Raw genomic sequence first — 22,036 nt, 5'->3', positions numbered from 1 at the left:
CAAAGGCTTGCATGATATATCTCATGCAAGCCTTTTTTGTTTTCAGACAAACGCCTGCCCGTTGAATCCCCTAGGCAAGCGCTGAAGGCCAGCTATTGCAGTCAACCGCTCGATCCACTCGGAACGCCAGTCGGACGCCGTGTGCGCATCCTTTGAATGGCGAGCCGCGCGCCGCGCCGCATTGCGCTGGTCTTTGCGCGCATCCTTGTATGCGTCGGTGTTGCGGCAGCTGCGGCACTTCACACGATTGAGTTCGCTGCTGGAAGAGAGGTTGTTGCCCTTGTGCCCGCAGGCCAGGTGCCCGTCGACTTTGAAATGAATGACCATAAGACGTCTCCTTGGTGACGTGTAAAGGTATTGACCTCTCACCACCAAGGACGTTCTTTATTCGCGCACCGTGAATCGATGGCCTACCTGAAGCGTGGCAGTGGCCGGTCGATCGGTTTGAGCGATGACAGGGTGCTGCGAATCAGCGGGGTATCCTTTTCGATATCGTTCAGCCGGTCGCGGATGCGCAGGGCGGTGGGGTGCCCGCCTTGATGGTCGACCCAGTCGGCGATCTCTTTGCAGGCCGCGGCCAGACGTGCTTCGCGGGCATCGAGCAAGGTGAGGAGAGTGGTGATGGACTCTTTTTCGGACATGGAACACCTCCGTTCATTAATCCGCTCGGTGGCAGCAAAAAGCCCGCGAAGGGCGAGCTTTCTGCCGTTGGGGCGCTGCTCCTTCAGCTGGTTTGAGTATAGACCCGTAAATGACAGCTATCAGCCCGACGACTCGGGGGCGGTCACTCGCGAGCTGGCGGCGTTGAGCCGATGACATTCCTTGCGGGCGTCTTCTTCCCGATCGTAGCCATCGCCGATGAAACCGCCGGTTCGTGTGTCGCAGATGCGATACCAGCCCAGGGCTTCGGCGGGCTCATGGAGTGTTTCTCCGGCGCGCCGGCGGTGGATGACGATCTTGTTGCAGCGCTTCACGACGAATATGTCTTCCATGGCGTCACCGCGGCTGATTCGTACCAGATCAACTATAGAAGCCCTGAGCAATCGTGCAAAAAATAGCCAAGTCAGCTCGTCGGGTGCAGTTGCCAGCCCAATGGGCGCCAGCGCAGGTGGTGGGTCGGATTCAACGCTTCAAGGAAGTCCTGATCGTGGGAAACGGCGACGATTGCGCCCGGAAATGTCTGTAATGACCGCTCGAACGCTTCCACCGATGGCAGATCCAGATGATTGGTCGGTTCATCCAGCAGCAACAGCTGCGCAGGGTCCGCTCGCCACAAGGCCAGCGCCAGTGCGGCTTTCAGGCGCTCGCCACCGCTCAACGAAGCGCAAGGGGCCGTGGCGCGGCTCGCATCCAGCTGCAAGTGAGCGAGATAGCTGCGCAGGGTGCCCTCGGTCAGCGCCGCCCCTTGCATCATCAGCTGTTCGGTGATGGAACGCTGATCGTCCAGTTGCGCCAGTTGCTGATCCAGGAATGCGAAGGGCACATGAGTCGTGGCGGTTCCATCGACGAGTGTCAGTTCCCCGGCGAGCACTTTCAACAGGGTTGATTTGCCACAGCCGTTGGGACCGCTGACAGCGATGCGCATCGGGCCGTGGATCGTAAGGCTCAGTGCGCCGTTTGACAGCCAGGGCAGCTGAGCGTCGATCAGCGTGCAGATCTGGCGGTTGTTCGGCACCGCGCTCCCGGGCAGGTTGATCAGCACGCTGCCTTCGGGCTGCACCTTGGCGTAAGCCTCGCGCACCTGGGCATCCAGTTCGGACTTGCGGGCCTGATGACCCTGACGGACATGCCCCATGATCTCTCGCGCGGCGCCCTTGATCGCCACGTATTCGAAACTGGCAATGTTGGCGGTTTCGGCGTTGCGTCGCGAGTTGGCAGCGTGCCGCTGTATTGTGTCGTGCTCGCGTCGTAAGCGAATCCGCTCGCGCTGGCGTTCGCTTCTGGCGTGGTCGAGACGTGCCTGCGCCGCCGCTTGATGGATTCGTTGATGCTCGCGGAATGCCGAGTAATTGCCACCGAATTCGATAGCCCCCGATGCGCTCAACTCGACGATCCGCTGCATCCGGTCGAGTAGTTGTCGATCATGGCTGACGACGATCAGGCCGGTGTGCCAGCGTTCCAGCGAGTTCATCAGCCATTGCCGTCCCGATGCATCCAGATGGTTGGTCGGCTCATCGAGAACCAGCAACGGAGCCTGACTCAAAAACGCACCAATCAGGGCGATGCGCGCTTGCTGGCCGCCACTGAGGTTCCCGGTGTGATCGGTGAAGGCAACTTCGGCCAGGCCGGCGTCATCGAGCAGGCGACGCAGACGGTCCGCCAGATCCCATTGTTCGCCAATGAGGTCGAAATCCTCGACTGATCCGCAGCCCCGGTTCATTCGCTCCAGCGCCTGAAGAATCGCGGCGCTGCCGGTGGTCTCGGCGACCGTCTCGCCGGGTGCCGCGACAAAGGTTTGCGCCACGTAGGTTGTCGCCACGGCTCGCGTCACGCTACCGCTGGTGGGTTGCCAATGTCCGGCGATCAGGCGCGCCAGTACGCTTTTGCCCACGCCATTGCGCCCGACGATGGCGGTCGGGGTGTGATCGAATTTCAGATTGAGTGCAGTGAAAATCGTCTCGCCATTGGCGAACTGAAAACCCAGTTGATTCAGGGAGACGAGAGCAGGCGTACGCGAGACGTGAGTCATCGGCACCTCCAGAAAATGTCGTGAACAGTGACAAGCGCCATGTACGGCGTGTCGCGATTACATTTTTGAAGGCTTAGTTGTTCACTTCTGCGGTCATCCCGGGGAGGTAGGAGGGCGTAGCCTAGTCGAGACGGCCGAAGGCTTCAAGGCGTGCCTGCCTGCTCGACCATCCGCTCAAGGAACAGCGCCAACGCGACTTCTTCCTTGCGCAGGCCTTTGCGGATGCGCGGTTTTGGCAACTCGGCCAAGGCGCCGAGCATGAAATGCTCGACCACCGCCGGGTGGATGTAGCACTTGCGACAGACCGCCGGCGTGTTGCCCAGTTGTCGGGCGACACCTTTCACCATCTCCACCACATGCCGCTTGGCCTCGGTCTCGGATTCCCATTGCAGCTCCCGCAAAACCGCCAAAGCGAGGGCGCTGCCGGCCCAGGTACGGTAATCCTTGGCGGTGAAATCCGCGCCGGTCAGGGTTTGCAGGTAGGTATTGACGTCGGAGGAACTGATGGTGTGCCGCTCGCCATTTTCATCCAGATACTGAAACAGGTTCTGTCCCGGAATTTCCAGACAGCGCTTGATGATCCGCGCCAGGCGCCGGTCCTTCACCGTGATCTGATGTTCGATGCCGCTCTTGCCGCGAAACTGGAACAGGATCGCGCTGCCGTTGACCTCGACATGCCGGCTGCGCAGGGTGGTCAGACCGTAGGAGCGATTGTCTCGCGCGTATTGCGTGTTACCGACGCGTATCAGGGTGGCGTCGAGCAGCGTGATGACGGTCGCCATGACTTTGTCTCGGCTGAAGCCCGGCGATGCCAGCAGCGCTTCCAGCTGTTTACGCAGCTTGGGTAGTGCCAGACCAAATTCACGAAGACGCGAATACTTGTCCGCGTCACGCACTTCGCGCCAGCGCGCGTGATAGCGATATTGCTTGCGTCCACGGGCATCGCGGCCGGTGGCTTGCAGATGGCCGCGCGGGTCGGTGCAGATCCACACGTCGACGTAGGCCGGTGGGACGGCCAGTGCGTTGATGCGTTTGATCTCGTCAGGATCGGTGATGCGCTGGCCTGCGGGATCGAAGTAGGCGAATTTTCCGCGCAGTTTTTTGCGGGTGATACCGGGCTGCGTGTCATCGACGTAATGCAGATCCGAAGGCAACACCTCGGTGAGCGCAGTATCGGGCATGGCGGACTTCCTTCGCGGCAATTCAGGCTGTTAAAGCCATTGACCGCGCGTCATGACGGTCGTGCCCGCAGATTTACGCCAGTACCGCGACAGCCTTGATCTGGGCCCACAATGACTGGCCCGGATGCACGCCAAGCTGATCCCGTGAATAGCGAGTGATGCGCGCCAGCAACGGTGTGCCCCCGGCATCGAGGCGGATGAGCACGTGGGCGGCGTTATCGGCCGGTTGTTCGCTGACGACCGTGACCGGCAGGCGATTGAGGATGCTGCTGAACTCGCTGTTTTGCAGAGTCAGGCTGATGTCGCGCGCGTGAACCTTGCAACGCAATCTCTGGCCCGTCGTCATCGGCGCGTGGGTCACGCGGATGTTCAGTGACGAGTCCGGCAGTTGCAGGGTGAGCAATTGATAGTCGGCATCGTAGCCGCTGACCTGGCCTTCGATGATCACGCCGGCGTCGTTGTCCATGGCCAGGGGCAGGTCGAGCCGCGCCAGGGTTTCGCCAATCGGACCGCTGGCCAGCGCTTTGCCGTCGCTGAGCAACACCAGGTGATCGGCGAGCCTGGCCACTTCGTCCTGAGCATGACTGACATACAGCACCGGGATTTCCAGTTCGTCGTGCAGGCGTTGCAGGTAGGGCAGGATTTCGCTTTTGCGCTGACTGTCGAGGGCCGCCAAAGGCTCGTCCATCAGCAGCAGTCTGGGACTGGTCAACAGCGCGCGAGCGATGCCGACACGCTGGCGCTCACCGCCGGACAAGTGCTGAGGGTGACGATCGAGCAAGTGGCCGATGCCTAGCAGTTCTGTGGCTTGGGTCATGTCGACCCGGCGCTGCGCCTTGGGAATTCGCTTGAGGCCGAATTGCAGATTGGCCAACACCGACAGGTGCGGAAACAGGCTGGCTTCTTGAAAGACATAGCCGAGCGCGCGTTTGTGCGGCGGCACGAAAATACCTTGTTCGCTGTCCTGCCAGACCTCGTCATTGATGCGGATAAACGCCTGCGGCGCGCGTTCAAGCCCGGCGATGCAGCGCAGGCACGTGGTCTTGCCCGATCCGGACTGACCGAACAGCGCGGTCACGCCGCGACCGGGCATCTGCAGATCGACATCGAGGCTGAAGCCCGACCAGGCCAGTTTCAGACGTGCATCAATCATCGATCAGCTCCAGCCCGCGCGGGTCTTGCGGCTGGAATACAGCGCCAGCAACACCAGAAACGAAAACACCAGCATCGCCCCGGCGAGCCAGTGCGCCTGCGCGTACTCCATGGCTTCGACGTGGTCGTAGATTTGTACGGAAACTACCCGGGTCTTGTCGGGAATATTCCCACCGATCATCAGCACCACACCGAATTCGCCGACGGTGTGGGCGAAGCCGAGGATTGCCGCAGTGATGAAGCCGGGACGGGCCAGGGGCAGAATCACGCTGAAAAAAGTGTCCCAAGGATTGGCGCGTAATGTCGCGGCCACTTCCAGTGGGCGAGTGCCGATCGCGGAGAAGGCGTTTTGCAACGGCTGCACCACGAACGGCATGGAATAGAGCACCGAGCCGATCACAAGGCCGGTGAAGCTGAAGGTCAAGGTGCCAAGCCCCAGCCATTGGGTGAAATGACCAATGAAGCCATTGGGGCCAAGGGCCAGCAGCAGATAGAAACCGATGACCGTCGGTGGCAGCACCAACGGCAGGGCAACAATCGCGCCGATGGGGCCGCGCAACCAGGAGCGGCTGCGCGACAACCACAGGGCAATCGGAGTGCCGACGACCAGCAGGATCGCGGTGGTCAGGGACGCCAGTTTCAGGGTCAGCCAGATCGCCGCAAAATCGGCACTCGTGAGCGACATTTACAGCTGGTAACCGTAGGACTTGATGACCGCAGCGGCTTTCGGGCCTTTGAGGTAATCAACCAGCGCTTTGGCAGCGGCGTTGTCCTTGCCCTTGTTGAGGATCACCGCGTCTTGCTTGATCGGGTCGTGCATGCTCGCCGGAACGATCCACGCCGAGCCGCTGCTGACCTTGCCGTCCTTGTAGATCTGCGACAGGGCGACGAAGCCCAGCTCGGCGTTGCCGGTGGACACGAACTGATAGGCCTGGGTGATGTTCTGGCCTTCGACGATCTTGGTCTTGGTGGCTTCAGTCAGTTTCAGTTTTTCCAGCACCTGAGTGGCGGCCAGACCATAAGGGGCGGCTTTCGGGTTGGCGATGGACAGATGCTGGTACTCGTTTTTCTTCAGAACGTCGCCTTTGGCATCGACGTAACCTTCCTTGGCCGACCACAGCGCCAGGGTGCCGATGGCGTAGGTGAAGCGCGAACCTTTGACGGTGTCGCCTTCTTTCTCGAGTTTTTCAGGGGTGGTGTCATCGGCCGAGAGGAACACCTCGAACGGCGCGCCGTTTTTGATCTGGGTGTAGAACTGGCCGGTAGCGCCGTATGCAGCGACCAGTTTGTGCCCGGTGTCTTTTTCGAAATCGGCGGCAATCGCCTGGATTGGCGCGGTGAAGTTGGCCGCGACCGCGACTTGCACTTCGTCAGCCTGCGCGGCGCCGATGGCGAATACCGCGAGCAGGGCAGGGGCAAAACGTGAGGCACGATTGATCATGTAACGGCTCCGTGGGTGGCAAGTGCAGTGGGCAGTTGTTATTGGAAGGTAGACTGCGCCGATGCGAGGGGGCGAAACGCTATATAGCGAAATATATAGCGAAATGCCGCCAAACGGGAAGCACTGCTTTGAAACGGGTGAGGGCGCCACGCTCCTCACCCGTTCGGGGTCATCATCGCGTCAGTTTTGCCAGTGCGCCTACCGCCAGTTGCCGGGTCAGTTCAGCGGTGCCGAGGTCTTTGCCGAGCGTGAACGCCTGGCCGGCCCAGAGGTTGCTGAACTCCGCCTCACCCTTCGCGCGCAACGGCATCAAGGCACCGCCTGCCAGTGGAAAGGCAGGGGCCTTGTCCGACATCGGGCCCAGCTCCCGCATCACCCGATTGAGAATCCCCCGCGCCGGGCGTCCGGTAAACAGGTTGGTCACCGCCGTCTCGCTTTCCTTGGCGGTACGCAAGGCCTTGTGGTGCGACGCACTGACTTTCGCTTCCGGGGTAAACAGATACGCTGTCCCGACCTGAACCGCTGAAGCGCCGAGCAGGAACGCTGCCGCCACGCCGCGCGCATCGGCAATCGCACCAGCAGCAATCACCGGCACGCTGACCGCGTCGACCACTTGCGGCACCAGGGCAAACGTACCGACCTGGCTGCTCAGGTCAGCGCTGAGGAACATCCCGCGATGGCCACCGGCCTCGTAACCCATGGCGATGATCGCGTCGCAACCGTTCTGCTCCAGCCAGATCGCTTCGTCGACGGTGGTCGCCGATGAGATGATTTTCGCACCGGTGGCCTTGACCCGATCCAGCAGGGATTTTTCCGGCAGACCGAAGTGGAAGCTCACCACTTCAGGGCGAAACTCTTCCAGCACTTCGCAGGCGGCGGCATCGAAGGGCGCGCGGTTGGAGACCGGCGTCGGTGCATCGAAATCGACACCCAGTTCGCGATAGTAGGGTTCCAGCAGGTTTTTCCAGTCACGGGCCTTTTGCTCATCGGCGGCCGGCGGTTGATGGCAGAAGAAGTTGACGTTGAACGGCTTGCTCGTGCCCTGGCGAATGGTCTTCAGCTCTTCGCGCAGTTGCTCGATGGTCAGCATCGCGGCCGGCATCGAACCGAGGCCACCGGCGTTGCACGCTGCGATGACCATGGATGAGTTGGTGGCACCGGCCATGGGGCCCTGGATGATTGGCAGTTCGATGCCGAACAGGTCAAGAATGCGGGTATCAGGCCATTGGCTCATGGAATAGCTTCTCCGACAACAAAACAGGGCAGGGACGGTAGCAGCCGGTTTTTTAACGCAAAGCCACCCCCATGACCAGCACAGATTTGTAGCTTGAACAGCCGGCGTTGGCTCGGCGTTCGGGCCCGATTGGCTAAAGGTCGAGTGGGGCAAAATGTTGCAGTGTGCTATTTCAATCCCTCGACATCCTGAATTCCACCCGTGAGAGGCAGTCATGTTCAAAGGCATTTTGATCGACAAAGACGACAGCGGTTATCGCGCCAACCTGCAGGAGATCAACGACGAGCAGTTGCCGGAGGGCGATGTGACGGTACGCGTCGCTTACAGCACGCTGAATTTCAAGGACGGCCTGGCGATCACCGGCAGCAGCCCGGTGGTGCGCAAGTTTCCGATGGTGCCGGGGATCGATCTGGCGGGCACCGTTGAAGTCAGTTCGCACCCGGACTACAAGGTCGGCGATGCGGTTTTGCTCAACGGCTGGGGCGTCGGTGAAAACCACTGGGGCGGTCTGGCGCAAAAAGCGCGATTGAACGGTGACTGGCTGATTCCGCTGCCCAAGGCATTCACCGCCGCGCAAGCCATGGCCATCGGCACGGCCGGTTATACGGCGATGCTGTGCGTCATGGCGCTGGAACGCAACGGCGTGACCCCGCAACAGGGCGAAGTGCTGGTGACCGGTGCCAACGGCGGCGTCGGCAGTTTTGCCATCGCATTGTTGAGCAAGCTGGGCTACCGCGTGGTCGCTTCGACCGGTCGGGTGTCGGAACACGAATACCTGAAACAACTGGGTGCCAGCGAAATCATTGATCGCGCCACTCTTTCCGAACCCGGCAAGCCGCTGGGCAAGGAGCGCTGGGCGGGTGTCATCGATTCAGTCGGCAGTCACACGCTGGCCAATGCCTGCGCCAGCACACGGGCCGAAGGCACCGTGGCTGCGTGCGGTCTGGCTCAGGGCATGGACTTCCCGGCCTCAGTCGCGCCGTTCATTTTGCGTGGCGTGACGCTGGCCGGGATCAACAGCGTGACCCAACTCAAGGCCCGCCGCATCGAGGCCTGGGATCGTCTGGCGAAGGATCTGGATTTTGCCCTTTTGCCACTGATCAGCCATGAAATCAGCCTCGGCGAAGCTATCGACGCGGCACCGAAGTTGCTGGCGGGGCAACTCCGGGGGCGAGTTGTAGTTGATGTGAATCGCTGATTACTGTCGGGTTTTGCCTTCACGCTCGAGCAATTCGCGCTTGCGCTCCACGCCCCAGCGGTAGCCGCTGAGATTGCCGTCGCTGCGCACCACGCGGTGGCAAGGAATGGCCACTGCGAGGCTGTTGGCGCCGCAAGCCTGAGCCACTGCGCGCACGGCTTTTGGCGAGCCGATACGCAAGGCGATATCCGCATAGCTGGCGGTGCTGCCGACCGGTATTTCGCGCAGCGCCTGCCACACCCGTTCCTGAAACGCCGTGCCGCGCACATCCAGCGGCAAATTCAGGCCGATGGCAGGCGCTTCGATGAAGCCGACGACGCGGGCGATCAGCTGTTCGAACTCGGTGTCGGCGCCGATCAGGTTGGCCCGGCGAAACTGGTCCTGCAGGTCGCACACCAATTGGTGCGGATCGTCCCCCAACAGAATCGCGCAGATCCCGCGCTCGCTCTGTGCCACTAGAATGGCGCCGAGCGAGCACTGGCCGACGGCGAAGCGGATGTCGTTGTTCTGGCCGGCGGCCCGGAAGTCGCCGGGTTTCATGCCCAGCACCTGATCGGCCGCCTCGTAGAAACGGCTGTTGGAATTAAAGCCGGCGTCATACAGCGCTTCGGTCACCGAGCCGCCGTCGGCCAGACGCTGACGAACCCGGCGCGAGCGATGCGCGGCGGCGTAACCTTTGGGCGTCAGGCCCGTTGCGGCTTTGAACACACGATGAAAATGGAAGGCGCTCAGGCCGGCGGTTTCGGCGAGATCGTTGAGCGCCGGCAGGTTTTCCGACGCCTCGATCTGTCGGCAGGCTGCGGCAACGGTGGCGGCGTGCTGTGCAGCGACTTCGGTCTGATCCTTGCTCGCCCGTTTGCTGGGGCGATAGCCCGCTGCCTCGGCGTCCTCGGCGGTGTCGAAGAACTCGACGTTCTGCGGTTTCGGCAAGCGCGCCAGGCTGCTGGGGCGGCAATAGATGCCGGTGGTTTTCACGGCATAGACAAACTGGCCGTCCGCCCGAGGGTCGCGTGCGACGACAGCGGCCCAGCGTGGATCGTCTTCAGTGTTCAGCGAGGTGGAAAGCGTTTTCATGATGGAGAGTCCGTTGACCTGTTGAATTTCAGGTTAACCAGTGCCACCGGCCGGAACACTCCGACCCTTGCGGTCAAACTTTGCAGGATTATCCAGCGGTGCGAAACGTCAGGTTGAAGCGCTGTTCGCCAAGGCGCGGGTGCCGGCCAGGCTTGATCGGCAGGATGCCGTGATAGCGCAGTCGGTCGACGCCGCCCCAGATCACCATGTCGCCGTGCAGCAGCGAAATCTTCTGGCTCCTGTCGCCGCGAGCGAAACCGCCGAACAGAAATGTTGCGGGCAAGCCCAATGACAGAGAAACGATCGGCGCTTCGTAGGCGTTTTCGTCTTTGTCCTGATGCAACGACATCTTCGCGCCTGGGACATAACGATTGATCAGGCAGGAATCCGGTACGAAGTCGGCAAATCCGGCGCGATTCGCTGCGGTCTGGGCCAGCTCGCGAAACACCTCGGGCATGGCTGGCCAGGGTTGGTGGCTCACGGGATCTTCGGATGAATAGCGGTAGCCGCTTCGATCGGTGATCCAGCCCAGTGCGCCGCAACTGCTGGTGGCCACCGACATACTGAAGCCCCCGGGCGTCATCATGTGGCGCAATGGGGCACGGGTGATGATCGATTCCAGCGCCGGCAACAACTGCTCGATTTGCGGCAGGGCAAAGCCGCGCAGCACCCAGGACTGCTCGCCGATCTGTTCGGCGCGCCGGGGCTGCTCGGATTCTGTGTCGGCGAACAGATCGAAGTTGGTTTGCATGATCGTCAGGTCGCGTCGTGGAAGATGATGCCCAGAGTATGCCGTTTTCCGCTGTGCAGTCGGCTGACACCGTGGCGCATCGTCACCCGATAGTCGCCGCGCACGCCTTTGACCGGGCGCTGGTTGACGGCAAAGATCAGCGCGTCGCCTTTTCTCAGGTCCATCACCAGCGGACGGGACTGCATTCTCGGACGTTGTTCGGTCATGACGAACTCACCGCCGGTGAAGTCTTCGCCAGGTTCTGACAGAAGAATCGCCACCTGCAACGGAAATACATGTTCGCCGTACAGGTCCTGATGCAGACAGTTGTAGTCCTGCGGACCGTATTGCAGCAAGAGCGGGGTAGGTCGCAGTTGACCGGCGGCGTGACAGCGTTCGAGAAACTCGCTGTGTTGCTCTGGAAAGCGCGCTGGCAGGCCCATTCGTTCATGCCAGCGGTTGGCCAGAGGCACGAGTCGCGGGTAAAGCGCGCTGCGCAGGCGTTCCACCACGGGGGGAAGCGGATAGCGCAGGTATTTGTAATCCCCGCGCCCGAAACCGTGGCGGGCCATGATGACCTGGGATCGAAACGGTTCACTTTGTGGGTAAAGCGCACTCAACCGATCACAGGTGTCCGGGCGCAGCAGCGTGCGGATGACGGCACAACCGTCCTGATCCAGTTGCTGCTCCAGAGCAATCCAGTCGAGCGCATCGAGCGGGGAGGCGGGTGAGGGTGACATGCTGATTCCTTGGCTTACATTCAGGTATCAGTCTGGGCCGTCCACCCGGTCGCAACACTCCGCCGCTTGCGGTCGAATTTCGTCCGGGTCTTACAGGGCCTTGCTGACGCTGATGTCGCTGATCACATCATCGCTCTGGCCATGCAGGGCATCCAGTGCGGCCTTGGCTTCTTCCGGCGTGCCGTTTTCCAGCTGGGCGAACTCGAAGCGGCGTTCACCGTTGAGTTTGTACTTGATCACGTATTTGGTCGTTTGGGCCACGTTGATGCTTACCTGTCTGCGTTGGCGGAACTGCTCAGCTGAGTTTGGAGCTGGAGCGGCGAATGATCTTGATCGAGTGCGTCAGGGTCGGCTTGCGGGTCACGCTGATCGCCCGGCGATTGACGGTGTCGATGGTGATGTTCCAGAAACCGGTGCTCGGGGCGGTAATGCGGGCCGGGAACGTGTCGAAAGCACCGCCGTGATAGGTGTGACGGCCGCCATTCTTGAAGCTGCGGAAGTTGGCGTCGTTCATCAAGCGGATGTTGCAGGTTTGCGAGCATTGGATGACGACGATGTCGTCTTCGTTGAGGTGCTCGCGTTGGTGAATGAATTTCATGGGCGCCTCCAGAAGGGCTTTTTCTACAAAATCAAAACGATAGCATTGTCGATTGGCGCAGTTTATCAGCCCGGACAGGTTATTATCCGGCTGTCAGACAACGCTTTGACAATTAAAAACAGATATTCACGATTCTATGTGAGTTAAATGCAGCAGGCCTCGGAGAAAAACGGCATTCGTGCTGTCGGAGGGTCTTTATCGGAGGTTTTGTATGAAGTGGGGTGTGGTGATTCTGCCGTTGGCATTGGCTATGGGTGGTTGCGCAAGCGTTTCGGAAATCAATGAAACGTTGCCGACCATGAACGTCATTTCCGGCAAGAAACCCCATGAATATGCTGAGTGCCTGGCTGAAAAGCTGTCCAGCAGCCGGGGTGCCCTGCAGGTAGAGCGGAACAAGGACGAAGTCCGGGTCATCGTTCCGGGCAAGCTGGGATCGGGTCCGGCCGCGGTGTTTGACATCGAGGATCGCTCCGGTGGCAGCAGCATCAAGCTGCACGAGCGGATGTCCAATGTGCCGCTGCGTCCATGGGATGTGCGCAAAGCCGCCACGGCCTGTATTTCCGGCTGATAGACTGTCAGCAGTCAGCATTGATGCCGTCACAGCGTTGCTGTGGCGGCATTGTCATTTCTGGAGAGGTGAATGAAGAGAGAGCAGGTGCGGGAGCGACACAAGGAAGGGCTCATTGCGGCGACCCATGTGATCCAGAACCCGGCGAATCCGGGGGAGTGGATCGTGTTTTTCAAGAAAAGCGCCGGTCGCAGTTACTTTCTGGTCGACGATAACGACGAAGTCGAGTCCTTCAACCGGCTCGACGACCTGATCGAGGTCGTGCGCGGGCTGGGGATCAAGTTCGCCGAAATTCACATGTAAGGCTATTTACACACGACCACCACGCTACGGGTTTTGTAATTACCGACATCGACGCCCAGCGTCTTGTCGTCTTCCTTGGGCGCCGGTGTGCCGTCGGTCCCGACGATGCGGTAACCGGTTCCGGCGCACGATGCGTCCGCCTTTTCATAACAGGTGGCCCAGGAATTGGCTTCGCCGGAGCAGTCGATGCTCAACCCTTGTTCTCCGTTGTTCAGGTAGGTGGTCTGCGAGGTGGCGCAGCCGGCCAGGGCCGCGAGCGCAATCAGGGGCAGGAAGCTGATGAAGGGGCGGTTGATCATGGCAATGTCGTCTTCGAGGATGAGGGGGCTAGACGCTATGACAGCGCCGGCATGAAAAGGTTATAGCGATTGGCCACGTCTTTGTGCGCAGTCCAAAAAAAGCCCTGCGCGAAGGCAGGGCCGGGATTCGTCGTTGCGGATCAGTCTTGATCCTTGCCGCGACGTTTCGGTGCAGGAGGCGTGTAATCAAGCACCGCGGCTACTTCAATCGCCATCGCTTCAGTGGGCAACGGGCCGGACACATCTTCGCCGTTGGCGGCGGTGATATGCCACTGGCCATCTTTCCCCTTGGCGACGGTGTACCCATTGATGATTTTTGCTGCGGACATCTAACGGCCTCGTTGGCTGGTTCAAAGGCGCCATGATAACGGTAAATCGGCGATCTGGCGCAGGTCGATGAGGTGTTCCGAGATCTTTGGGCTACGCTGATTGCGCAGCCTCTGCGAGCGGATTGAACTATCCGCCGGAATATTTCTCTATGTTGACATCGGTTAGCCAGTGCGGGGCATTGTAAGGTGCGCTCCGCCTGATTAGACTGCGCCGAAACTCGTACACACAGCCCTTTCAAGGACTTATATGATCAAGAAATGCTTGTTCCCAGCAGCCGGTTACGGTACTCGCTTCCTCCCAGCGACTAAGGCCATGCCCAAAGAAATGCTGCCGGTGGTAAACAAGCCACTGATCCAGTACGGCGTCGAAGAAGCTCTGGATGCTGGCCTGAACGAAATCTCCATCGTGACCGGCCGTGGCAAGCGTGCCCTGGAAGACCACTTCGACATCAGCTATGAGCTGGAAAACCAGATCAAAGGCACCGACAAGGAAAAATACCTGGTCGGTATCCGCAAGCTGTTGGACGAGTGCTCGTTCTCCTACACCCGTCAGACCGAAATGAAAGGCCTGGGTCACGCGATCCTGACCGGCCGCCCGCTGATCGGTGACGAGCCGTTCGCCGTGGTGCTGGCGGACGACCTGTGCGTCAACCTTGAAGGCGACGGCGTGCTGACCCAGATGGTCAAGCTGTACAAGCAGTTCCGCTGCTCGATCATTGCCATCCAGGAAGTCGATCCGCAGGAAACCAGCAAGTACGGCGTGATCGCTGGCGAAATGATCCGCGACGACATCTACCGCGTACACAGCATGGTCGAGAAGCCAAAGCCGGAAGACGCACCGTCGAACCTGGCGATCATCGGCCGTTACATCCTGACCCCGGACATCTTCGACCTGATCGAACAGACCGAGCCAGGCAAAGGCGGTGAAATCCAGATCACCGACGCCCTGATGAAACAAGCCCAGAACGGCTGCGTGATGGCCTACAAGTTCAAGGGCAAGCGTTTCGACTGCGGTGGTGCTGAAGGCTACATCGAAGCAACCAACTTCTGCTTCGAGAACTTCTACAAGACTGGCAAGGCTTACTGATAAAGCCTGATCTGCCTGCACGAAAAAGCCACCTTCGGGTGGCTTTTTCATTTTCCGCCCCTTTATCGGCAGGAGTACTTGCCCAACGGACGACGGCGGGTATGCTGATCGCCTGCCGAGGAGATAGAAATGGCCTACGATTTTGACCTTTATGTGATTGGCGCCGGTTCCGGCGGTGTGCGGGCTGCGCGTTTTGCTGCCGGGTTCGGTGCGAAAGTGGCGGTGGCCGAGAGCCGTTATCTGGGCGGTACTTGCGTCAACGTCGGTTGCGTACCGAAAAAACTGTTGGTGTACGGCGCTCACTTTGCCGAAGACTTCGAACAATCCTCGGGTTTTGGCTGGAGCCTGGGTGAGGCGGATTTCGATTGGGCCACGCTGATTGCCAACAAGGATCGCGAGATCAATCGCCTGAACGGCATTTATCGCAATCTGCTGGTCAACAGCGGTGTGACGCTGCATGAAGCCCACGCGAAAATCGTTGGTCCGCACGAAGTTGAGGTCAACGGCGAGCGCTACACCGCGAAAAATATTCTGATCGCCACCGGTGGCTGGCCGCAGATCCCCGAGATTCCGGGGCATGAGCATGCGATCAGCTCGAACCAGGCGTTCTTCCTCAAAGAACTGCCCAAGCGTGTACTGGTCGTCGGTGGCGGTTACATTGCCGTCGAATTTGCCGGAATTTTCCATGGCTTGGGCGCCAACACGACATTGTTGTATCGCGGGGATCTGTTCCTGCGTGGTTTCGACGGTTCGGTTCGCAAGCATCTGCAGGAAGAACTGACCAAGCGCGGTCTGGATTTGCAATTCAATGCCGACATTGCCCGCATCGACAAGCAATCCGACGGCAGCCTGAAGGCGACCCTCAAGGATGGTCGCGTACTGGAAGCGGATTGTGTGTTCTACGCCACCGGCCGACGTCCGATGCTGGACAATCTGGGGCTGGAAAATACTGAGGTGCAGCTCGACGACAAGGGCTTCATCAAAGTCGACGAGCAATATCAAACCACCGAGCCGTCAATTCTGGCGCTGGGCGATGTCATCGGTCGTGTGCAGTTGACGCCAGTGGCGCTGGCTGAAGGCATGGCAGTGGCACGGCGCCTGTTCAAACCTGAGCAATACCGCCCAGTGGATTACAAGATGATCCCCACGGCAGTGTTCAGTCTGCCGAACATCGGTACCGTCGGCCTGACCGAAGAAGAGGCGCGGGAAGCGGGTCACGAAGTCGTGATCTACGAAAGCCGCTTCCGGCCGATGAAGCTGACCCTGACGGACTGCCAGGAGCGCACGCTGATGAAACTGGTGGTCGATGGCAAGTCCGACAAGGTGCTGGGCTGTCACATGGTCGGGCCGGATGCTGGCGAGATCGTGCAAGGTCTGGCGATCGCGTTGAAGGCTGGCGCCACCAAGCGTGACTTCGACGACACCATCGGGGTGCACCCGACGGCGGCCGAAGAATTTGTCACCATGCGTACGCCGGTCGGCGCTTAAGTCTTTTTCGGTTCTGCTGCGTCTGGCGCTGCCGCAACGGTGGTGGCCAGGCGCAGGCTGTCTTGCGCCTTGGTCAACTCCTTCTCCAATGACTGATTGAGCTGCGACTGCTCGTCGACGTTTTGCTTGAGCGTCTGGCTTTCCAGCAGCGCCACGCGCAGACGTTCCTGGAGGAGGGTGCGCTCGCTGTCGACGCGGGACACTTGCTCCAGCAATTGATCCTGACGCTGATTGCTGTGTTTGAGCTGATCCTGCATCAGGCTTAGTTCGCGTACGGTGCCGCGATTTTCGGTCAGCAGGCGTTCGTTGTCGCGGTGCAGCTGGGTGATTTCGTCCTGGCGTACCAGTGCGCTTTGCTGCGCCTGACGCAGCTCCATCTGCAACTGCTGCACCTGGGTTTCGTGACGACTTTGTTCCTGCTCGCGCTGTTCCTTGATGGCGTTGCGGTAGTGCTCAAGCGCATCGCGGGCGTGCAGGTGCTTTTCTTCCAGCGAGCGGATCTGCTCGTCCTTGTCCTGCAAGCGCAATTCAAAATCGGCCAGCGCCTGATTCAGCCCGGCGTTGCGGGTCTGTTCGGTCTGTAGCATCGAGCGGGTGTCGCTCAGGGCTTCGGATTCCTTGGTCAGCGCGGCGGCCTGAATGTCGTGCTTCTTCTCCAGTTGCGCGTGATCCTGACGAAGCTGATTCAGCTCGTCCTCCAGCGCCTGACGCTGTTGCTCGTACTGCTCGCGCGCCTGATCAATCGGCTCCTGAGCCTGTTCTTTCAAGCGTTGGGCAAGGCGCGTGACGAGCGCCAGCAGCTCGTCATCGATGGGCTCTGCCGAACGATCGGCCGGTTCGCTGCCGTCATCGAGCTCCTTCAGGTAGCGATGAATCGTGGTTTTGGAACCCGTATTGCCCAGCTCGATGCGTACTGCGTCGATGCTGGGGTGTTCGCCACGGGCGAGGATCGCTGTGCGCGCGATCTGAACTACTGCTTTGTTAACACCGCCACGGGCCATATCTGCTCCTACCATTTCGTACTGTGGTACATGCCACCAAAGTACGCAGTGTACCATGTTGAAAATAAAGTGAAACAAGCACCGATAAACGGGCGGGATATACTGGTATTACCCCATGTGAAACCCCTAAAATCGGTTTCCGCACAAACCCTCAGTACGCCGCGAGAAAATCAGCCCATGAGCGATATCGATCGCTATCTGCAAGCCGCCACCCGTGACAACACCCGCCGCAGCTATCGTTCGGCCGTCGAGCATTTCGAAACGGTCTGGGGTGGGTTCCTGCCCGCGACAGCGGACAGCATCGCGCGGTATCTGGTGGCGCATGCCGGCGTGCTGTCGGTCAACACGCTGAAGTTGCGTCTGTCGGCGCTGGCGCAGTGGCACAACAGTCAGGGCTTCGCCGATCCCACCAAGTCGCCGGTGGTGCGCAAAGTGTTCAAGGGCATTCGTGCGCTGCATCCCGCGCAGGAAAAGCAGGCCGAGCCGCTGCAGCTGCGCGATCTTGAGCAGACCGTCGCCTGGCTTGAGCAGGAAATGAAGGACGCTAGAGAGAATCAGGACCGGCCGCTGTTGCTCAGAGCCTGCCGTGATCGGGCTTTAATCCTGCTGGGCTTCTGGCGCGGCTTTCGTAGTGATGAATTGTGTCGGGTGCAGATCGAACACGTGCAGGCGCACGCCGGCAGCGGTATCACCCTTTACCTGCCGCGTAGCAAGGGCGACCGGGAAAACCTCGGTCAGACCTATCAGGCTCCGGCGTTATTGAAGCTATGCCCGGTGCAGGCTTACATCGAATGGATCACCGAAGCGGCACTGGTGCGAGGTCCGGTATTTCGCGCCGTCGACCGCTGGGGCAATCTGAGCGAGGAGGGTTTGCACGCCAACAGCGTGATTCCGTTGCTGCGTCAGGCCCTGGAGCGCGCGGGGATCTCCGCCGAGCGCTACACCAGCCATTCCCTGCGACGCGGCTTCGCAACGTGGGCCCATCAAAGCGGCTGGGATCTCAAATCATTGATGAGTTACGTGGGCTGGAAGGATATGAAGTCCGCCATGCGCTATGTTGAAGCGAGCCCCTTTCACGGGATGGCCCGGATTACGGATAAGCCGCTGTCGCCGTAGATATCGTTTTCTTCTATTAATACCCTCAGCTAATAGCGAAAACAAATCAGCAGCATCAGGTTTGCCAATGAGCCATCCGTCGAGTGACTGGGTAGGATTCACCCATCGAATTCACAACCCTAACGGAGAGTCATCAATGCCTATCATCAACAGCCAAGTAAAACCGTTCAAAGCTACCGCGTTCAAAAACGGCGACTTCGTACAAGTCTCGGACGCTGACCTGAAAGGCAAATGGTCCGTAGTGTTCTTCTACCCGGCCGACTTCACTTTCGTTTGCCCAACCGAGCTCGAAGACCTGGCTGACAACTACGCCGCCTTCCAGAAACTGGGCGTAGAGATCTACAGCGTTTCGACCGACACCCACTTTGCCCACGCTGCCTGGCACAACACTTCGCCAGCCATCGGCAAAATCCAGTACACCATGATCGGCGACCCGACTCAGGTCATCTCCCGCAACTTCGACGTGCTGATCGAAGAAGCTGGTCTGGCGGATCGTGGCACCTTCGTGATCAACCCTGAAGGCCAGATCAAAATCGTTGAACTGAACGATGGCGGCGTTGGCCGTGACGCTTCCGAGCTGCTGCGCAAAATCAAGGCTGCTCAGTACGTTGCTGCTCACCCAGGCGAAGTTTGCCCGGCCAAATGGAAAGAAGGCGAGGCCACTCTGGCTCCGTCCCTGGACCTGGTCGGCAAGATCTAAGTCTGTGACACGCAATGCAGGGCGGGACTCCGCACCTACTTAAGTAAGCTGCACCGCCCAATAGAAAAGCCCGGGCGAGATTCGCTCGGGCTTTTTTTCGCCTCAAATAAAGTCAGGAGATCGCCCGTATGTTGGACGCCAATCTTAAAGCCCAGTTGAAATCGTACCTGGAACGGGTCACCCAGCCGATCGAGATCGTTGCTTCACTCGACGACGGTGCGAAATCCCGTGAAATGCTCGACCTGCTGAAAGACGTTGCCAGTCTTTCGCACCAGATTACCTTGATCGACAGCGGCGACGATGCGCGAAAACCGTCGTTCTCGGTCAACCGCCCCGGTGCCGATATCAGCCTGCGTTTCGCCGGCATCCCGATGGGCCATGAATTCACTTCGCTGGTGCTGGCCCTGCTGCAAGTCGGCGGCCACCCTTCGAAGGCCAGTGTCGAAGTGATCGAACAGATCCGCTCGCTCAAGGGCGAGTTCAACTTCGAGACTTACTTCTCGCTGTCCTGCCAGAACTGCCCGGACGTCGTTCAGGCGCTGAACCTGATGGCCGTGCTGAACCCGAACATCCGCCACGTCGCCATCGACGGCGCGCTGTTCCAGGACGAAGTCAACGATCGCAAGATCATGGCTGTGCCGAGCATTTACCTGAACGGCGAAAACTTCGGCCAGGGCCGCATGGGCCTGGAAGAAATCCTCGCCAAGCTCGACACCGGCGCAATCGAGCGTCAGGCCGAGAAAATCAGCGCCAAGCAAGCCTTTGATGTGCTGGTGGTCGGCGGTGGCCCGGCCGGTGCTTCGGCGGCGATCTACGCCGCACGTAAAGGCATTCGCACCGGTGTTGCAGCCGAGCGCTTCGGCGGTCAGGTGCTGGACACCATGGCCATCGAGAACTTCATTTCCGTGCAGGAAACCGAAGGCCCGAAACTGGCGACCGCGCTGGAAGAACACGTCAAACAGTACGACGTCGACATCATGAACCTGCAACGCGCCGACAAGCTGATCCCCGGCAAGAATGGCGAGCTGCATGAGGTTCACTTCGCCAGCGGCGCGACCCTCAAGGCCAAGAGCGTGATTCTGGCGACCGGCGCGCGCTGGCGTGAAATGAACGTGCCGGGCGAGCAGGAATACCGCAACAAAGGCGTGGCGTACTGCCCGCACTGTGACGGTCCGCTGTTCAAAGGCAAGCGTGTGGCAGTGATTGGCGGCGGTAACTCCGGCGTCGAAGCGGCTATCGATCTGGCCGGTATCGTCTCTCACGTCACCTTGCTGGAGTTCGACGTTCAGTTGCGTGCCGACGCCGTTTTGCAACGCAAGCTGCACAGCCTGCCGAACGTCACCGTGATCACCAGTGCGCTGACCACCGAAGTCACCGGTGACGGTCAAAAGGTCAACGGCCTGCGCTACAAGGATCGCAATACTGACGAACTGCGCACGGTCGAGCTGGAAGGGATCTTCGTGCAGATCGGTCTGCTGCCCAACACCGATTGGCTCAAAGGCACCATCGAGCTGTCGCCGCGCGGCGAGATCATTGTCGACAACCGAGGTGAAACCTCGATCCCGGGTATCTTCGCTGCCGGCGACGTGACCACCGTGCCTTACAAGCAGATCGTGATTGCAGTGGGCGAGGGCGCCAAGGCTTCCCTCAGTGCTTTCGATCACCTGATCCGCACTTCGGCTCCGGCGTAAATCCCGGGCCTGAAAAAGAAAAACCCTCATCAGCGATGATGGGGGTTTTTCTTTGCGTGTTGCTTTTTACCCAGGTCCAGCTTTACAGCGGAGCTGGCTGAATGATCTCGACCCAGTAGCCATCCGGATCCTTGATGAACGCCAAGCTCTTCATGCGGCCATCGGTCAGGCGCTTCTGGAAGTCGCAGCCCAGTTCTTCAAAGCGCGCGCAGGCAGCGACGATGTCCGGTACCGAGATGCAGATGTGACCGAAACCGCGCGGGTCGGTATTGCCGTTGTGGTAGGCGAAATCCGCGTCGTTCTCGGTGCCGTGGTTGTGGGTCAGTTCCAGAATGCCGGGAATCGACTTCATCCACTCGGTGCGCGCAGCGGCGTCGGCCGGGATCTGCGATTTGTCGACCAGGGCGAGGAAGTACAGGCTGAATTCCGCTTCCGGGAAGTCACGTTTTTCTACCAGCGAGAAACCCAGTACGCGGGTGTAGAAATCCAGCGACTTGGTGATGTCTTTGACGCGCAGCATGGTGTGGTTGAACACGAAGTTGCGGGTTGCGCTGTCCGGGGTGGCGGTGACGCCAGGGAAAGTGTTCAGTTCTTGCAGGCTCATGAGCCCTCCGTAACAAATTGGGGCGAGTGAATGGGCGCAATGATACGCATGCCTGGCAGCATCGCCAAACCGAAAGCGCGGGCTTGCCCTGCGAGCGGGCGGGCCTCAGACTTTACGGCTCAATCCGCGAGTGCCTCTGGTAATGATCCGACCGTTCAAATCGCTGTTCGTTTTCCTGGGTTTTTCCCTGCTTGCTCTGCCGGCATTTGCCGAGGCGCCGAGCATCACCTGGCCCGCCGGTTGGGAAGTCGAGGCGCTGCCCGAAACCTCCCCGGAAGTCTCCCGTCAGCGGGCAGTGAAGACTGACGCCGATGGCAATCAGGTGATGGTGATGGAGTTGACGATGACCCGCGTGGAAAGTGGTCATCAGGTCAACTTGCAGGGCGTGTTGCTGGAAATGCGCAAGTCGGTGCAGAAAGACTTTTTCCAGAGCGGTTATCAGAGTGTCTGCAACAAGGTTCACGCGAGTACGCTGGGCTCGATGACTGCGCTTGAAACCACTTGTACGGTGACTGAAAACGGCCGTCATGTGTTGTCGCAAACATTGGTTGCAGCGGTCGAGGCGGATAAGGCTTACGTACTTTCGTATGCCGGGCAGGCGGAGGTTTATAAGGCGAGCGGCGACGACATAATGGCTGCGCGAAACAGCTTGAAATTCTAGTCGTCTGTTCGTGGTCAGCCTGATGTTAGATACCGGAACTGATTAAACATAAAGTTAATCTCCGGCTAACGGGGCAACATTCGGAAGCATAGTTTCAGCGCGAGAACGGTTTGAGATTCAACTTGCCCGCCAGAAAAATCGTTGCATTTGTT

27 protein-coding genes are annotated in these 22,036 nt (G+C 59.7%); 9 read left to right on the top strand and 18 right to left on the bottom strand.

Annotated features, from left to right (window positions below):
* Window positions 1-42: 42 nt before the first annotated feature.
* The 9 genes from ABTV87_RS15570 to ABTV87_RS15530 form a co-directional block, all read right to left on the bottom strand.
* On the bottom strand, window positions 43-327 hold the full coding sequence (locus ABTV87_RS15570) for a hypothetical protein (protein ID WP_085603328.1): 285 nt from the start codon (window positions 325-327) through the stop codon (window positions 43-45).
* An 83-nt stretch (window positions 328-410) separates the two neighbouring features.
* The gene (locus tag ABTV87_RS15565; RefSeq protein WP_433897867.1) at window positions 411-641 is read right to left on the bottom strand and encodes a hypothetical protein; all 231 of its coding nucleotides are present in this window, start codon (window positions 639-641) and stop codon (window positions 411-413) included.
* Between the two features lie 120 nt (window positions 642-761).
* Window positions 762-992 carry a hypothetical protein gene (locus ABTV87_RS15560; RefSeq protein ID WP_433897866.1) on the bottom strand — a complete coding sequence of 77 codons (231 nt, stop codon included), beginning with the start codon at window positions 990-992 and terminating at the stop codon, window positions 762-764.
* Window positions 993-1,063: 71 nt separating this feature from the next.
* Complete coding sequence (locus tag ABTV87_RS15555) at window positions 1,064-2,689, bottom strand: ABC-F family ATP-binding cassette domain-containing protein (RefSeq protein ID WP_433897865.1); 1,626 nt, start codon at window positions 2,687-2,689, stop codon at window positions 1,064-1,066.
* A 143-nt stretch (window positions 2,690-2,832) separates the two neighbouring features.
* A complete protein-coding gene (locus ABTV87_RS15550) occupies window positions 2,833-3,870 on the bottom strand; it encodes a DNA topoisomerase IB (protein WP_433897864.1) in 1,038 nt (345 codons plus the stop codon).
* Window positions 3,871-3,943: 73 nt separating this feature from the next.
* Window positions 3,944-5,023 carry a molybdenum ABC transporter ATP-binding protein gene (gene modC, locus ABTV87_RS15545; protein ID WP_433897863.1) on the bottom strand — a complete coding sequence of 360 codons (1,080 nt, stop codon included), beginning with the start codon at window positions 5,021-5,023 and terminating at the stop codon, window positions 3,944-3,946.
* A gap of 3 nt (window positions 5,024-5,026) precedes the next feature.
* Complete coding sequence (modB, locus tag ABTV87_RS15540) at window positions 5,027-5,707, bottom strand: molybdate ABC transporter permease subunit (protein WP_007958914.1); 681 nt, start codon at window positions 5,705-5,707, stop codon at window positions 5,027-5,029.
* Window positions 5,708-6,463, bottom strand: a complete 756-nt coding sequence (gene modA, locus ABTV87_RS15535) for a molybdate ABC transporter substrate-binding protein (RefSeq protein WP_221535021.1) — start codon at window positions 6,461-6,463, stop codon at window positions 5,708-5,710. It abuts the gene before it with no gap.
* Between the two features lie 172 nt (window positions 6,464-6,635).
* Window positions 6,636-7,697 carry an NAD(P)H-dependent flavin oxidoreductase gene (locus ABTV87_RS15530; protein WP_221535020.1) on the bottom strand — a complete coding sequence of 354 codons (1,062 nt, stop codon included), beginning with the start codon at window positions 7,695-7,697 and terminating at the stop codon, window positions 6,636-6,638.
* Window positions 7,698-7,911: 214 nt separating this feature from the next.
* On the opposite strand from ABTV87_RS15530, the gene acuI reads away from it, so the two are divergent.
* A complete protein-coding gene (acuI, locus tag ABTV87_RS15525) occupies window positions 7,912-8,895 on the top strand; it encodes an acrylyl-CoA reductase (NADPH) (protein WP_433897862.1) in 984 nt (327 codons plus the stop codon).
* Here acuI and ada read toward each other — a convergent pair whose 3' ends face one another.
* The 5 genes from ada to ABTV87_RS15500 form a co-directional block, all read right to left on the bottom strand.
* Window positions 8,896-9,969, bottom strand: coding sequence for a bifunctional DNA-binding transcriptional regulator/O6-methylguanine-DNA methyltransferase Ada (gene ada / locus ABTV87_RS15520; RefSeq protein WP_433897861.1), 1,074 nt, complete (start codon window positions 9,967-9,969; stop codon window positions 8,896-8,898).
* Window positions 9,970-10,057: 88 nt separating this feature from the next.
* Window positions 10,058-10,720, bottom strand: a complete 663-nt coding sequence (gene alkB / locus ABTV87_RS15515; protein ID WP_433897860.1) for a DNA oxidative demethylase AlkB — start codon at window positions 10,718-10,720, stop codon at window positions 10,058-10,060.
* 5 nt (window positions 10,721-10,725) lie between these two features.
* Window positions 10,726-11,439 carry a 2OG-Fe(II) oxygenase gene (locus tag ABTV87_RS15510; protein WP_433897859.1) on the bottom strand — a complete coding sequence of 238 codons (714 nt, stop codon included), beginning with the start codon at window positions 11,437-11,439 and terminating at the stop codon, window positions 10,726-10,728.
* Between the two features lie 90 nt (window positions 11,440-11,529).
* On the bottom strand, window positions 11,530-11,700 hold the full coding sequence (locus tag ABTV87_RS15505) for a hypothetical protein (RefSeq protein WP_007958927.1): 171 nt from the start codon (window positions 11,698-11,700) through the stop codon (window positions 11,530-11,532).
* 34 nt (window positions 11,701-11,734) lie between these two features.
* Window positions 11,735-12,037, bottom strand: a complete 303-nt coding sequence (locus ABTV87_RS15500) for a DUF1883 domain-containing protein (RefSeq protein ID WP_007958929.1) — start codon at window positions 12,035-12,037, stop codon at window positions 11,735-11,737.
* A 211-nt stretch (window positions 12,038-12,248) separates the two neighbouring features.
* Here ABTV87_RS15500 and ABTV87_RS15495 point away from each other — a divergent pair, with 211 nt between their 5' ends.
* Together ABTV87_RS15495 and ABTV87_RS15490 are read left to right on the top strand one after the other, a co-directional pair.
* Window positions 12,249-12,605: a hypothetical protein gene (locus ABTV87_RS15495; protein WP_039768742.1), complete on the top strand. Its 357-nt coding sequence runs from the start codon at window positions 12,249-12,251 to the stop codon at window positions 12,603-12,605.
* 72 nt (window positions 12,606-12,677) lie between these two features.
* On the top strand, window positions 12,678-12,908 hold the full coding sequence (locus ABTV87_RS15490) for a hypothetical protein (RefSeq protein WP_011334337.1): 231 nt from the start codon (window positions 12,678-12,680) through the stop codon (window positions 12,906-12,908).
* 2 nt (window positions 12,909-12,910) lie between these two features.
* On the opposite strand, the gene ABTV87_RS15485 is transcribed toward ABTV87_RS15490, so the two are convergent.
* Both ABTV87_RS15485 and ABTV87_RS15480 read right to left on the bottom strand, forming a co-directional pair.
* Window positions 12,911-13,207, bottom strand: a complete 297-nt coding sequence (locus ABTV87_RS15485) for a hypothetical protein (protein WP_127798285.1) — start codon at window positions 13,205-13,207, stop codon at window positions 12,911-12,913.
* Between the two features lie 140 nt (window positions 13,208-13,347).
* Window positions 13,348-13,536 (bottom strand): hypothetical protein, encoded by a 189-nt coding sequence (locus ABTV87_RS15480; protein ID WP_007958936.1) that lies wholly within the window; start codon window positions 13,534-13,536, stop codon window positions 13,348-13,350.
* Between the two features lie 247 nt (window positions 13,537-13,783).
* Between ABTV87_RS15480 and galU the strand changes: the two genes are divergently transcribed.
* Window positions 13,784-14,623 carry a UTP--glucose-1-phosphate uridylyltransferase GalU gene (gene galU / locus ABTV87_RS15475; protein ID WP_007958937.1) on the top strand — a complete coding sequence of 280 codons (840 nt, stop codon included), beginning with the start codon at window positions 13,784-13,786 and terminating at the stop codon, window positions 14,621-14,623.
* A 129-nt stretch (window positions 14,624-14,752) separates the two neighbouring features.
* Window positions 14,753-16,111 (top strand): glutathione-disulfide reductase, encoded by a 1,359-nt coding sequence (gene gorA, locus ABTV87_RS15470; RefSeq protein ID WP_433897858.1) that lies wholly within the window; start codon window positions 14,753-14,755, stop codon window positions 16,109-16,111.
* Here the strand turns inward: gorA and ABTV87_RS15465 are convergent.
* The gene (locus tag ABTV87_RS15465; RefSeq protein ID WP_433897857.1) at window positions 16,108-17,112 is read right to left on the bottom strand and encodes a DNA-binding protein; all 1,005 of its coding nucleotides are present in this window, start codon (window positions 17,110-17,112) and stop codon (window positions 16,108-16,110) included. The genes gorA and ABTV87_RS15465 overlap by 4 nt on opposite strands.
* Before the next feature lie 177 nt (window positions 17,113-17,289).
* Here ABTV87_RS15465 and ABTV87_RS15460 point away from each other — a divergent pair, with 177 nt between their 5' ends.
* The 3 genes from ABTV87_RS15460 (at window position 17,290) to ahpF (ending at window position 20,619) form a co-directional block, all read left to right on the top strand.
* On the top strand, window positions 17,290-18,228 hold the full coding sequence (locus ABTV87_RS15460) for a site-specific integrase (RefSeq protein WP_221535006.1): 939 nt from the start codon (window positions 17,290-17,292) through the stop codon (window positions 18,226-18,228).
* Between the two features lie 136 nt (window positions 18,229-18,364).
* The gene (gene ahpC / locus ABTV87_RS15455) at window positions 18,365-18,928 is read left to right on the top strand and encodes an alkyl hydroperoxide reductase subunit C (protein WP_007958941.1); all 564 of its coding nucleotides are present in this window, start codon (window positions 18,365-18,367) and stop codon (window positions 18,926-18,928) included.
* A 128-nt stretch (window positions 18,929-19,056) separates the two neighbouring features.
* Window positions 19,057-20,619 (top strand): alkyl hydroperoxide reductase subunit F, encoded by a 1,563-nt coding sequence (ahpF, locus tag ABTV87_RS15450; RefSeq protein WP_433897856.1) that lies wholly within the window; start codon window positions 19,057-19,059, stop codon window positions 20,617-20,619.
* Window positions 20,620-20,701: 82 nt separating this feature from the next.
* Here ahpF and gloA read toward each other — a convergent pair whose 3' ends face one another.
* Window positions 20,702-21,223: a lactoylglutathione lyase gene (gene gloA / locus ABTV87_RS15445; RefSeq protein WP_065260490.1), complete on the bottom strand. Its 522-nt coding sequence runs from the start codon at window positions 21,221-21,223 to the stop codon at window positions 20,702-20,704.
* Between the two features lie 142 nt (window positions 21,224-21,365).
* On the opposite strand from gloA, the gene ABTV87_RS15440 reads away from it, so the two are divergent.
* Entirely contained in the window at window positions 21,366-21,884 is a 519-nt protein-coding gene (locus ABTV87_RS15440) for a DUF4946 domain-containing protein (protein WP_221535004.1), read from the top strand.
* The last annotated feature ends 152 nt before the right edge of the window (window positions 21,885-22,036 follow it).

The organism is Pseudomonas sp. PSE1(2024), from assembly GCF_050990555.1.
Classification (GTDB): Bacteria; Pseudomonadota; Gammaproteobacteria; order Pseudomonadales; family Pseudomonadaceae; genus Aquipseudomonas; species Aquipseudomonas aphyarum.
This window is presented reverse-complemented; position numbering and strand designations above follow the sequence as displayed.

What these genes read in the sequence shown, in the direction of transcription:
- ABTV87_RS15550 (WP_433897864.1), bottom strand. Translation starts at nt 3,870, where the DNA reads ATGCCCGATACTGCGCTCACCGAGGTGTTGCCTTCGGATCTGCATTAC.
- ABTV87_RS15465 (WP_433897857.1), bottom strand. Translation starts at nt 17,112, where the DNA reads ATGGCCCGTGGCGGTGTTAACAAAGCAGTAGTTCAGATCGCGCGCACA.
- ABTV87_RS15565 (WP_433897867.1), bottom strand. Translation starts at nt 641, where the DNA reads ATGTCCGAAAAAGAGTCCATCACCACTCTCCTCACCTTGCTCGATGCC.
- ABTV87_RS15495 (WP_039768742.1), top strand. Translation starts at nt 12,249, where the DNA reads ATGAAGTGGGGTGTGGTGATTCTGCCGTTGGCATTGGCTATGGGTGGT.
- ABTV87_RS15480 (WP_007958936.1), bottom strand. Translation starts at nt 13,536, where the DNA reads ATGTCCGCAGCAAAAATCATCAATGGGTACACCGTCGCCAAGGGGAAA.
- alkB (WP_433897860.1), bottom strand. Translation starts at nt 10,720, where the DNA reads ATGCAAACCAACTTCGATCTGTTCGCCGACACAGAATCCGAGCAGCCC.
- ABTV87_RS15490 (WP_011334337.1), top strand. Translation starts at nt 12,678, where the DNA reads ATGAAGAGAGAGCAGGTGCGGGAGCGACACAAGGAAGGGCTCATTGCG.
- ahpC (WP_007958941.1), top strand. Translation starts at nt 18,365, where the DNA reads ATGCCTATCATCAACAGCCAAGTAAAACCGTTCAAAGCTACCGCGTTC.
- acuI (WP_433897862.1), top strand. Translation starts at nt 7,912, where the DNA reads ATGTTCAAAGGCATTTTGATCGACAAAGACGACAGCGGTTATCGCGCC.
- gorA (WP_433897858.1), top strand. Translation starts at nt 14,753, where the DNA reads ATGGCCTACGATTTTGACCTTTATGTGATTGGCGCCGGTTCCGGCGGT.
- galU (WP_007958937.1), top strand. Translation starts at nt 13,784, where the DNA reads ATGATCAAGAAATGCTTGTTCCCAGCAGCCGGTTACGGTACTCGCTTC.
- gloA (WP_065260490.1), bottom strand. Translation starts at nt 21,223, where the DNA reads ATGAGCCTGCAAGAACTGAACACTTTCCCTGGCGTCACCGCCACCCCG.
- modB (WP_007958914.1), bottom strand. Translation starts at nt 5,707, where the DNA reads ATGTCGCTCACGAGTGCCGATTTTGCGGCGATCTGGCTGACCCTGAAA.
- ada (WP_433897861.1), bottom strand. Translation starts at nt 9,969, where the DNA reads ATGAAAACGCTTTCCACCTCGCTGAACACTGAAGACGATCCACGCTGG.
- ABTV87_RS15530 (WP_221535020.1), bottom strand. Translation starts at nt 7,697, where the DNA reads ATGAGCCAATGGCCTGATACCCGCATTCTTGACCTGTTCGGCATCGAA.
- ABTV87_RS15510 (WP_433897859.1), bottom strand. Translation starts at nt 11,439, where the DNA reads ATGTCACCCTCACCCGCCTCCCCGCTCGATGCGCTCGACTGGATTGCT.
- ABTV87_RS15555 (WP_433897865.1), bottom strand. Translation starts at nt 2,689, where the DNA reads ATGACTCACGTCTCGCGTACGCCTGCTCTCGTCTCCCTGAATCAACTG.
- ABTV87_RS15440 (WP_221535004.1), top strand. Translation starts at nt 21,366, where the DNA reads ATGATCCGACCGTTCAAATCGCTGTTCGTTTTCCTGGGTTTTTCCCTG.
- ABTV87_RS15460 (WP_221535006.1), top strand. Translation starts at nt 17,290, where the DNA reads ATGAGCGATATCGATCGCTATCTGCAAGCCGCCACCCGTGACAACACC.
- ABTV87_RS15560 (WP_433897866.1), bottom strand. Translation starts at nt 992, where the DNA reads ATGGAAGACATATTCGTCGTGAAGCGCTGCAACAAGATCGTCATCCAC.
- ABTV87_RS15500 (WP_007958929.1), bottom strand. Translation starts at nt 12,037, where the DNA reads ATGAAATTCATTCACCAACGCGAGCACCTCAACGAAGACGACATCGTC.
- ahpF (WP_433897856.1), top strand. Translation starts at nt 19,057, where the DNA reads ATGTTGGACGCCAATCTTAAAGCCCAGTTGAAATCGTACCTGGAACGG.
- ABTV87_RS15570 (WP_085603328.1), bottom strand. Translation starts at nt 327, where the DNA reads ATGGTCATTCATTTCAAAGTCGACGGGCACCTGGCCTGCGGGCACAAG.
- modC (WP_433897863.1), bottom strand. Translation starts at nt 5,023, where the DNA reads ATGATTGATGCACGTCTGAAACTGGCCTGGTCGGGCTTCAGCCTCGAT.
- modA (WP_221535021.1), bottom strand. Translation starts at nt 6,463, where the DNA reads ATGATCAATCGTGCCTCACGTTTTGCCCCTGCCCTGCTCGCGGTATTC.
- ABTV87_RS15485 (WP_127798285.1), bottom strand. Translation starts at nt 13,207, where the DNA reads ATGATCAACCGCCCCTTCATCAGCTTCCTGCCCCTGATTGCGCTCGCG.